This is a genomic window from Nocardia elegans NBRC 108235 (genome assembly GCF_001612845.1).
Lineage (GTDB): Bacteria > Actinomycetota > Actinomycetes > Mycobacteriales > Mycobacteriaceae > Nocardia > Nocardia nova.
In genome coordinates this window covers 1-10,337 of record NZ_BDBF01000041.1, presented here as the reverse complement: position 1 = coordinate 10,337, position 10,337 = coordinate 1, and the positions used below count along the sequence as shown (strand labels likewise).

Genomic DNA, 10,337 nt, shown 5'->3' with positions numbered 1-10,337 from the left:
TCGGTGGTCCACAGCTGTTCGGTGCTGGACCAGCTCGACTTCACGACCTTGCGGCCGAAGCGGATGTGGCGGGTGACACCGTATTCCTCGGCGGTGTCGGCGATGTACTGGCGGATATGCGGTCCGTCGGCGAGCACCTTGGTGCCGATCCAGGGGCGGAAGCCGTAGCCGAAGGTGAGCATGTCGGAGTCCGAGCGAATGCCCGGGTAGCGGAACAGGTCCCAGGTGCCGCCGATCGCGCTGCGCCGTTCGAGGATCGCGTAGCTGCGTCCGGTGTTCTCCCGGCTGAGATGGCAGGCCATCCCGATCCCGGACAGGCCCGCACCGATGATCAACACGTCGACATGCCGCGTCATTGAGGTATCCGTTTCGTCCGAATGTGAGCCCGGACCTCGCCGTCCGGATACCCGAAGATTACGTGTTATTTCTGGTTACGTCTAGTCGCGGCAGGGGCGGAGTCAGTGCATGGCCGCGCCGAGTATCTCCCCCGCTCCCGCGGTGGTCAGCCCGATCGCGACGACGCCGACGGCCACCCGCGACACCCTGGCCCGCGCGACCCCGCGCCGACTCGCCAGATGGACCCAGCAACCGACCGCGATCGCCGTTGCCAGCAAATGCAACCAGATGAGATTTCGAAGCAGTACCGTCGTCACCCCCGCGCCCGGTGGCGCCTGCGGCCCCACGTTGTCCAGCTGAGCCGTAAAAATGTCGTGAACAGCGTTGACAGTCATCGCGGGCACGCCCTTCCCCTCGCCCGTCCGGTCGGGCGCACCGCTGCGGACGCACCCATCCGTGACCCTCAACGGTACCCCTGTGGCAAATTTCTGGCATCCCCGTTTCGGGTCCTTCGTGAGCGGTCGGAGGCTACGCTGACCGAGGCGCACCACCGCCCCCGCGAGGGGTCGGCCGGCCGATGACGGCGAGGTCGTCGACGGTCGCCGGTGCCGCCGAGTTTCGTGTCCGGGGAAATGAGGGACCGACAGTGAGGAATCGACGACCGTGCGTACGCTCGATACCAATTTCAGCACCCGCAACGGCGGCTTCCGTGAGGTAGTCGTCACCGCGATGGAGATCACCACCTCCATCGGCGCCGATACCGAAAGTACTTGGCAGGCGCTACTTTCCGGCGCCAGCGGGATCAAGGTCCTCACCGACGAGGACATCACCCGCCACGATCTGCCCAATGCGATCGGCGGCAAACTGATCCACGACCCCACCACCGATCTGGACCGGGTGCGCAAGCGCCGCATGTGCTACGTCCAGCAGATGTCGTACGCGATGGGTCAGCGGCTGTGGGAGACCGCGGGGACACCCGAGGTCGACAAGGACCGCCTCGGCGTCTGCATCGGCACCGGCCTGGGCGGTGCCGACGTCATCGTCGACGCCCACGACACCATGCGCGAACACGGCTACCGCAAGGTGTCCCCGTTCGCGGTGCCGATGAGCATGCCCAACGGCGTCTCGGGCGTGGTCGGCCTGGACATCGGGGCGCGCGCGAGCCTGGTGACGCCGGTGTCGGCGTGCGCCTCGGGCAACGAGGCGCTGGTGCACGCGTGGCGCTCGATCGTGCTGGGCGATGCCGACATGGTCGTCGCGGGCGGGGTGGAGGGCTACATCAACCCGATGGCGATCGCCGGATTCACCATGGCCCGCGCGCTCAGCTCCCGCGTCGACGAACCCGAACGGGCGTCGCGGCCCTTCGATCGCGACCGGGACGGTTTCGTCTTCGGTGAGGCCGCCGCGCTGCTGCTGCTCGAATCGGAGGAGCATGCGCTGGCGCGCGGGGCGACACCGCTGGCCCGGCTGCTCGGCGCCGGATTGACCGCGGACGGGTACCACATGGTCGCCCCCGACCCGGAGGGCCTCGGCTGTGCCCGGGCGATGCGCCGGGCCATCGAGACCGCGGGTGTCAGCGCCGCCGATGTCGATCACGTCAACGCCCACGCCACCGGCACCTCGATCGGCGATCTGGCCGAGGCCAAGGGCATCGCCGCCGCCATCGGCACCCATCCGGCGGTCTACGCGCCGAAGTCGGCGCTCGGGCATTCGGTGGGTGCGGTGGGCGCGCTCGAGGCCGCGATCTCGGTGCTGACACTGCGTGATCAGGTCATCCCACCCACGCTCAACCTCGACAACCAGGACCCCGAGGTCGACCTCGACATCGTGCACGACAAACCGCGGCACACCGACGTCGAGTTCGCGATGAACAACTCCTTCGGATTCGGTGGCCACAACGCGGCGGTACTGTTCGGCCGCTACTGACCGCAACGGGTTTCGGCGCCCGATTCGCCCGATCGCGCCGGACTCACAGCAATCTCCAAGGGTTCGGACAGGGTGGTCACCGGATGGGCTGAGACGCTCCCGCGGTGACAGTGACGACTGCCGACACCGCCGTGCCCGTATCGCCCGAATCGGCGCGTCCGCCGGATCCGGATCTGCCACCGCCGCGGCGCCGGGACCGGCTCGCGCTGGTGGTACTGCTGGCCGCCACCGCGGCCGCGTATCTGTGGAACATCACCGTCAACGGGATGGGCAACGGGTTCTACGCGGCGGCGGCGTGGTCGGGGTCGCGAAACTGGAAGGCGCTGCTGTTCGGGTCGCTGGATCCGGCCAACTTCATCACCGTCGACAAACCGCCGGTCTCGCAGTGGGTGATGGGGTTGTCCGGGCAGCTGTTCGGTTTCTCCAGTGCCTCCATGCTGGTTCCGCAGGCGTTGATGGCGGTGGCGGCGGTCGCGCTGATGTACGGCGCGATCACCCGCGCCACCGGCAGCCGCGGCACTGGTCTGCTGGCCGGTCTGCTGCTGGCGCTGACACCGGTGGTGGCGTTGATGTTCCGGTTCAACAATCCGGATGCGGTGATGGTGCTGCTGATGACCGCCGCCGCCTACTGCACCGTGCGCGCGTTGCGCCACGCGAGCCGGCGCTGGCTCGTATTAGCCGGTGTCGCATTGGGTTTCGCGTTCCTGGCGAAGATGCTCGAGGGCCTGATGGTGCTGCCCGCACTGGGCGTGGCGTATCTGGTGGCGGCGCCGGCGGGTATCGGTAAACGGATCGCGCATCTGCTGGCCGCGGCGGTGGCGCTGGTGGTCTCGTCGGGGTGGTATGTGCTGCTGACGATTCTGTGGCCCGCCGATTCGCGCCCCTATCTGGCCGGTTCCAAGGACAACACGTTCATGGATCTGGTGCTGGGTTACAACGGTTTCGCCCGCTACCTCGGACACAACCACGCCGGGCGCAAACCCTTCGAACTGCCGCCGGGATACGAGTTGCCGCATATGGGTGGCGGCGGCCTCAACGGTTTCGGGTCCGGCCCGCAGCGGTTGTTCACCGGCGAGATCGGCTTCGAGATCTCGTGGCTGCTGCCGGCGGCCGTGCTGGGGTTCGTCGTCGTGCTGATCACTCGCTGGAAGTATCCGCGCACCGACCTCGTGCGCGGGGCGGCATTGGTTTTCGGGCTGTGGCTGCTGATCGACGGGGTGGCGTTCTCGGCGATGAAGGGCGGCATGCACGCCTACTACACCCTGGCCATCGCGCCCGCGGTGGTCGGCAGTTTCGTCCTCGGCCTGGCCGAGGTGTGGCGTTGCCGGGATCGGATGTGGGGCCGGGCCGGGGCGGCGGGACTCGTTGTGGCCGGGGGCGTGTGGGGCTTCGTCCTGCTCGATCGCAATGCGGACTGGCAGCCGTGGCTGCGATGGACGATCCTCGCGGTGACCGTCGTGGCCGCCGCCGCTCTCCTGCTGACGGCGCTGCCGGTGCTGTCGCGACGGGTGCCCGCCCGCGCGGTCGCGGTCGCCGTGGGCGCCGGTGTGCTGGCCGCGACGGCCGGGTCGAGCGCGTATGCGGTGGCGACGCTGCCGCAGTCGCATACCGGCGGCAGCCCGGTCGTCGGGCCGGCGCATCCGGACCTGCCGCAGGCGCTGAATCCGTTCCGCCGCCAGATCGGCATGCTGATGGGCGGCACCGACACCGATCCGAAGCTGGTGGAGATGCTGCGGGCGACGCACACGACGTGGTCGGCGGCTATCGACCGCTCGGGACCGGCGGCCGGGCTCGAACTGGCCAGCCGGACACCGGTGATCGCCATCGGCGGATTCACTTCCGAAGATCCGGTCCCCACCGTGGCGGGATTCCAGGACATGGTCCGAGACCACCGGATCACCTACTATCTGGCGCCCGAGATGAAGCTGCCGGACTCGTGGCGAACGCATGACCAGCACCGATCCCCCGGCGGCGCGCACACTCCGGCGATCGCGCCGAACCCGCCGGCCACCGACGCGGAGCCCGAGATGTGGCATCCGGTCGGCAACACAGACATCTATGCCTGGGTGTCGGCGCATTACACGTCGCAACACCTCGGCGGTCTCGAGGTCTTCGACCTCACCGCACCGCCGCACTGACCCCGGCGTCGAGCGGCCGATCACCCGCTCGACACGCCCTTGCGCACACCGGAATTCAGCAATCTCGCAGCTACGATTGCCGGATGCGAGAGCCGAACCGCCGCCAGGTGCTGGCCACCGGACTGGCCGCAGCCGCCGCGCTGCTGTTGCCGGTCCGCGCGGGCGCCGACCCCGTCCGCCGGGCGGCGTCGGCTCTCGCTCCCCTGGGCCCCGAATTCGTGTGGGGAGTGGCCACATCCGGATTCCAGACCGAAGGCCACGCCCCCGACAGCAACTGGACCCGCTACATCGCGACCGGGGCGGCCGAACCGTATCGGGATTCGGTGCGCTTCCTCGACACCTACGCCGACGATATCGAGCGCGCCGCGCAGCTGGGCGCCACGAGCTTCCGCATGAGTATCGAATGGGCCCGGGTGCAGCCCCATCCCGACGAATGGGACGAGCAGGCATTCGCCGGCTACGACCGGATCGTCGACGCCGTCTACGCCGCGGGCATGACCCCGATGCTGACCCTGGACCACTGGGTGTATCCGGGCTGGGCCGCCGACCGCGGCGGCTGGCGCAACCAGGCCATGGTCGACGACTGGCTGGCCAATGCGCGGAAAGTGGTGCAGCGCTATGGTTCTCGCGATCCGATCTGGGTCACGATCAACGAACCGGCCGCCTATCTCGGCACCGAGATCCGCATCGGCGCCCTCTCGCATGAGGAGTGGCCGGCGGCGATGGACCGGCTGGCGCAGGCCCACAATCAGATCTACGACGACATTCACGCCGCATATCCGAAGGCGATGGTGACCAGCAACATCGGCTATGTACCCGGCGCCGATACCGAGGTGAATCAGCCGTATATCGACAAGGTGCGCGACAAACTCGACTTCGTCGGCGTCGACTACTATTTCGGCCCCACTCCGGCCGCGGACGGCTCGTCGGCGACCTCGGCCGGTGCGCCCGCGATGTGGGAGTTGCCGCTGCAGACAGAGGGCGTCTACTACGCGCTGCGCCGCTATGCCCGCCAGTTCCCCGGCAAACCGCTGTACGTGGTGGAGAACGGGATGCCGACCGAGAACGGTAAACCCCGCCCGGACGGCTACACTCGCGCCGACCAGTTGCGCGACACCGTGTACTGGATCCAGCGCGCCAAGGCCGACGGTATCGATGTGCGCGGCTACAACTATTGGAGCCTCACCGACAACTACGAATGGGGCAGCTACACACCCCGTTTCGGCCTCTACACCGTCGATGTCACCTCCGATCCGGATCTGGTGCGCCGGCCCACCGACGCGGTGGAGGTGTTCGCCTCACTCGTGCGCGCGGGCGGGGTGCCCGCCGATTACCGGCCCACCCGCGCCCCCGTCGCCTGTTCCCAGGTCGATCCGCCGGCCAGTTGCGACGAGCCGGTGATGCTGTCGGGCGCGGATCCGGCCGCCACAGCGAGCCCGTAACCACCCGCCCCCGGCGGGCGCACCACGCGATCGATTCCGCATACGGAGATACCGCGGCCAGGGCAGGCGGGTTACCGGTCTGCCGACCCCTGCCCTCTCACTCGAGGGCGACCGTGAACTTTTCGACGCCCAGCACCTTCGACGCCCAGCACCTTCAGCAAGGCGAGCTTCTGCTGGTTCTCGGTACCCGGGGTAGCGGTGAAATGAGAAGCGCCTGTCCCTGATCCGGCTCGAGCAGAAGCTGGCAGTAAGGTCCAGCCGCCCGATCTCGGGGTGGACGAACCGCTTGGTGTCGCTGGAACGCAGACCCACCTCATGACGCTCCCACCGGGCGCCCGGATCGGTGAACCAGCGGAACGCCGCGCTACGCGAGCGGCCGGTGTATCCCGTCTGTGTGCCCAGCAGGGCCACCGCGGACGGGGTCTGCAGCAACGTTTCCCATCACCTGCTCCGGCATGTCGCAGAGGCCGTCCATCACGCGCATCAACCCGGGACTCACATGCTGAACCTGCAGGTCGTGGCGAACTGTGCGGTACCCCATGGAGCAGAAACGAACTTCCCGACATGACAGGACGGACGGTGGTGATCACCGGCGCCGGCCGCGGGCTGGGCCTGATCACCGCACGAGAACTCGCAAGTGCCGGAGCACATGTCGTGCTGGGTGTCCGTGGCACGCAGCGGGCCCGCCGCGCCGTCGCGGACCTCCCCGGCATCTTCGACGTCCGACGCTCGATGTCGCGGAGCTCGGCTCCGTGCGCGCCTTCGCCGAGGCATGGTCCGGCGACCTCGACATCTTGATCAACCATGCGGGTGTGATGGACATCCCCGCCACACGTACCCGGGACGGGCCGGGCGGGCCGGGCGGCCTGCGTGGCTATCCGGCGGTCGCCCGGCAAGGCAAGGCCGGTCTCGACGAAGAACTGGCCGGACGGCTGTGGAACGCGAACGCCGAACTTCTCGCGGCAGTGGATCGATGAGCTGTCGGGCGGCGCCGAACCAGACGTTCGCCGCTCAGGCGGGAAGTTGCAGCCCGGCCGCGAGGACCGGCCACGACTGGATCAGCGCGTCGTGCCAGTAGCCCCAGGAATGGGTTCCGGTCGGGGTGAAGTCGTAGGTCGCCGGAATGCCCAGACCGTTGAGCTTGGCCTGCAGGTTGTGGCTGCAGTAGTTGACCGCGGCCTCGATCACGCCGCCGATGATCACTTGATTGGCCAGGCCGCCCGGTCCAGGCAGCGTGTAGGGCCCGTTGAGAGTGTCCCACTGCCCGGGCAGTCCGGATCCACTGGAGATGAACAGGTTGAGCCCGCGCAGCTGGTCGGCGTGCACATACGGATCGTTGGCGGCCCACATCGGATCGTTCTGCGGCCCGTACATATTCACGGTGTTACCGCCGCCCCACACGTTGACCGCGAGATTGACCGCGGTGTAGCCCACGGGGTCGCTGATCTGGGCGCAACCGCTGTAGGCGGCAACGGATTTGTACAGGCCGGGTTTGGCGATCGGCAACTGCAGCACCGAGGTCCCGGAGGTGGACAGCCCGGCGATGGCGTTGAGGCCGTTGGTGCCCAGGGCGCCGTCGATGATGGGCGGCAGTTCCTCGGTGAAGAACGTCCGCCACTTGTTGACGCCCAGCTTCGGATCCGGTGCGCGCCAATCGGTGTAGTAGCTCCAGGCGCCGCCGACGGGCTGGACGACGTTGACGTCCTTGTCGGCGAGGAACTTCAGCGCGTCGGGGGCCTTGTTGTCCCAGGTGGCGCTGTCCTCACCGCCGCCGGCGCCGTTGAGCAGATACAGCACCGGACGCGGTGTGGAGGCGTCGGCGGGCCGCTGCACGTTGATCGTGATCGGTTTGTCCATGGCCGCGGAGTACACCTTGAAGGTGACGTTGCGGCCGTCGACGACCGAGAAGTCGACGATCTTGGATCCGTCGGCGGATACCGGATGTGCCAGCGGGGCACCGGAATCGACGACCGGATCGCCCGCGGCGGCGGCCGGTCCCGCCGCCATGGTCGCCGATACCGCGGCCAGCACCGCCGCGGCCGCGACCGTCGCGATCCAGGTGCTCCCACGTACCCGCTCTCGCACCGCCGATCTGCCTGCCCGAATACTGCTGGCCACGTGCACCTCCGAATCCCGTTCGGTCTCGCGCGTTCCCCTGCCTGGGCAGACTAATTCAGCGGCAACCATTTGGCGATCGGTTCGGCGGGCGCGTCGAGCAGGTCGTCACATTCGTCGCATCACGGACACGACTCTGCCGAGCACGACCGCACGGTCGCCGTCGATGACGTCGTAGGCGGGGTTGCGGGGTTCGAGGTAGACATGGCCGTTGCGCCGGCGATAGACCTTCACGGTGGCCTCGTCGTCGATCATCGCGGCCACGATGTCCCCGGAATGCGCTTCGTGCTGGCGGCGCACGACCACGATGTCGCCGTCGCAGATCGCGGCGTCGATCATCGAATCACCGCGCACTCGGAGCCCGAATACGGTTCCGCGCCCGACCAGTTGCCGCGACAGGGTGAGCTGGTCGTCGGCGTGTTCCTCCGCGAGGATCGGGGCGCCGGCGGCGATATCGCCGACCACCGGCACGATCACCGAATCCTGTTCGCCGCCACGGCTTTCGGCGGGGGCGAGGAACAGGCGTACGTCGATGGGCCGGGAGACGCTGGCACTGCGGCGCAGGAATCCCTTGTCCTCGAGATCCTTCAGGTGTTTCGACACCGACGAGCCCGATTTCAGTCCGACGGCGGCCGCGATCTCCCGCGACGACGGCGCATACCCGTTGCGCTGCACCGCATCCCGGATCACGCCGAGGATGCGCCGCTGCCGCTCGGGCAGCCGGGAGGTGTCGAGATGGTCGTATGCGTCGTCGTATCCGGTCACCGGGGAATCGTAGACGGCCGCCGCGGCGGCGCCTCAGTTCACGCAGGGTATGTCGGATCCGATGCTGGTGGTGACCGGTTTACCGGAGTCGGGACGATCGTCGGTGGTGGCGGTGGTCGACGCCGAACTGCCACCGCTGGTGGTCGTGGTGAGCCCGGTGGTGGGGTCGGTGGTCGTCACTGACGACGCCGAGGACGAGGTGAGGCTGTCGGGCATGCTGAAGTCGCTGCCGATCACGATCTTCACCGTCCCCGGATCGAGGGATTTCGATGCGGCCGTGGGCAATCCGCCCAGCATGTCGGCGGCCTGGGTGGCGTCGGTGTCGGCGCCGGAGCCGAAGTACACGACCGAACTGGATCCGTCGCTGTAGGTGGCGTTGCCGACATTGCCCTTGCGGAAGCCCTTGTCCACCAGTGCGGTGGACACCTTGGCCGCCATGCCGCTCGCGCCGCCGGCGTTGACGACGTCGATGGTGCTGGTGGGGGTGGTCGTCGGGGCGCTCGATTGTGGTTCTGCCACGCCGAAGGCGGTGCGCACGGTCTTCTTGATCGCGGCCGGGTCGACGATGTTGACGTCCTGGCCGTCGACGGTGTCGTAGGCCTTCACCGGCAGGGTCTGGAATTCGATCGGTATGGATCCGGCGCGGCCGAGGGTCTGGGCGAAGTCGAGCAGGTTCCAGCCCTGCGACAGCACGATGTCGTTCTGCGCCGCGCTGATCAGGTCCTGCAGTTTGCCGATATTGGTGAGCGTTCCCGAATCCTTGAGCTGTTTGGCGACCGAGGTCAGGAATGCCTGCTGGCGGTGGGTGCGGTCGAGATCGCCGTTGTCGAGGCCGTGCCGCTGACGCACGAACGACAGCGCGTTGGCGGCGTCGAGATGCTGGCGGCCCGCGGGAAACACCGCGCCGGAGTAGTACTCGTCGTCGACGGCGTGGTTGAGACATACGTCGACGCCGCCGAGGATATTGGCGAGATCGTAGAAGCCGACCAGCGAGATCTCGGCGAACCGGTTGATCGGCACACCGGTGAGCTGTTTGACCGTCTGCACGATCGATTCGCGCCCGGCCTCGCGGCCCTGGCGTTCGAGCTCGACCTTGTCCTTGACGCCCTGATTCTCCAGCTTCTGTTCCACCGAGGCCTTTTTCAGCCCGTAGGCCTCCTTGATCTTGGCGTGGTCGTAGCCGGGGATGCCCGAGACCGAGACGTAGTCGTCGCGCGGGATGGAGAACGCGGTGACCTTCTTCAGATCCTTCGGAATGTGCACCAGGATCAGCGAATTCGCGTTGTAGCCGCCCTCGCTGCCGTCACCGGCGTGCAACTGGTCGAGGATGTTCTTGGGCAGGTCGTTGCCGTTCTGGTCCTTGCGGGTGTCCAGGCCGATCAACAGGATGTTCAGATCGCCGTCGAGGGCGGCGGCATCGGCCTCGCTGATCGCATTGGACCGGGTGAAACCCTGATCGACGCTGCGTTCGGTGTAGTAGGCCAGGCCGGTGCCGCTGACCACGACCACGGCCGTGACCGCGGCCAGCACACGACCACCGACCCGCACGGCCTTACCCCCGCGATTCGGTCGCGGCGGCGGTGCGGTGCGAGCGCGGCGGGCCCGCCGATTCGGC

Annotated in this window: 10 protein-coding genes; 5 read left to right on the top strand and 5 right to left on the bottom strand. The window is 68.0% G+C overall.

What is annotated here, in order from left to right:
• Together NE2_RS26005 and NE2_RS26000 are read right to left on the bottom strand one after the other, a co-directional pair.
• Window positions 1–356 (bottom strand): NAD(P)-binding protein (locus NE2_RS26005; RefSeq protein ID WP_157110967.1); only part of this gene is annotated, 356 nt, incomplete at its 3' end.
• A 102-nt stretch (window positions 357–458) separates the two neighbouring features.
• Complete coding sequence (locus tag NE2_RS26000) at window positions 459–731, bottom strand: hypothetical protein (RefSeq protein WP_146165168.1); 273 nt, start codon at window positions 729–731, stop codon at window positions 459–461.
• Between the two features lie 268 nt (window positions 732–999).
• Here NE2_RS26000 and NE2_RS25995 point away from each other — a divergent pair, with 268 nt between their 5' ends.
• The 5 genes from NE2_RS25995 to NE2_RS36750 all read left to right on the top strand — a co-directional run bounded on the left by NE2_RS25995 (window position 1,000) and on the right by NE2_RS36750 (window position 6,819).
• A complete protein-coding gene (locus tag NE2_RS25995) occupies window positions 1,000–2,262 on the top strand; it encodes a KasA/KasB family beta-ketoacyl-ACP synthase (protein ID WP_063030297.1) in 1,263 nt (420 codons plus the stop codon).
• Between the two features lie 104 nt (window positions 2,263–2,366).
• Window positions 2,367–4,400, top strand: a complete 2,034-nt coding sequence (locus NE2_RS25990) for an ArnT family glycosyltransferase (RefSeq protein WP_063030295.1) — start codon at window positions 2,367–2,369, stop codon at window positions 4,398–4,400.
• Window positions 4,401–4,483: 83 nt separating this feature from the next.
• Window positions 4,484–5,842 carry a family 1 glycosylhydrolase gene (locus NE2_RS25985; protein ID WP_063030293.1) on the top strand — a complete coding sequence of 453 codons (1,359 nt, stop codon included), beginning with the start codon at window positions 4,484–4,486 and terminating at the stop codon, window positions 5,840–5,842.
• A 315-nt stretch (window positions 5,843–6,157) separates the two neighbouring features.
• Entirely contained in the window at window positions 6,158–6,640 is a 483-nt protein-coding gene (locus tag NE2_RS37730) for an SDR family NAD(P)-dependent oxidoreductase (protein ID WP_373862284.1), read from the top strand.
• Window positions 6,595–6,819 carry a hypothetical protein gene (locus NE2_RS36750; protein WP_063030291.1) on the top strand — a complete coding sequence of 75 codons (225 nt, stop codon included), beginning with the start codon at window positions 6,595–6,597 and terminating at the stop codon, window positions 6,817–6,819. Before NE2_RS37730 ends, NE2_RS36750 begins: the two co-directional genes overlap by 46 nt.
• A 34-nt stretch (window positions 6,820–6,853) precedes the next feature.
• Here the strand turns inward: NE2_RS36750 and NE2_RS25975 are convergent, their stop codons facing one another.
• The 3 genes from NE2_RS25975 to NE2_RS25965 all read right to left on the bottom strand — a co-directional run.
• Entirely contained in the window at window positions 6,854–7,849 is a 996-nt protein-coding gene (locus NE2_RS25975; RefSeq protein ID WP_063030303.1) for an alpha/beta hydrolase, read from the bottom strand.
• 216 nt (window positions 7,850–8,065) lie between these two features.
• Entirely contained in the window at window positions 8,066–8,722 is a 657-nt protein-coding gene (gene lexA, locus NE2_RS25970; protein ID WP_063030289.1) for a transcriptional repressor LexA, read from the bottom strand.
• A 33-nt stretch (window positions 8,723–8,755) separates the two neighbouring features.
• The coding region (locus NE2_RS25965) for an LCP family protein (RefSeq protein ID WP_063030301.1) at window positions 8,756–10,337 on the bottom strand (1,582 nt) is incomplete at its 5' end.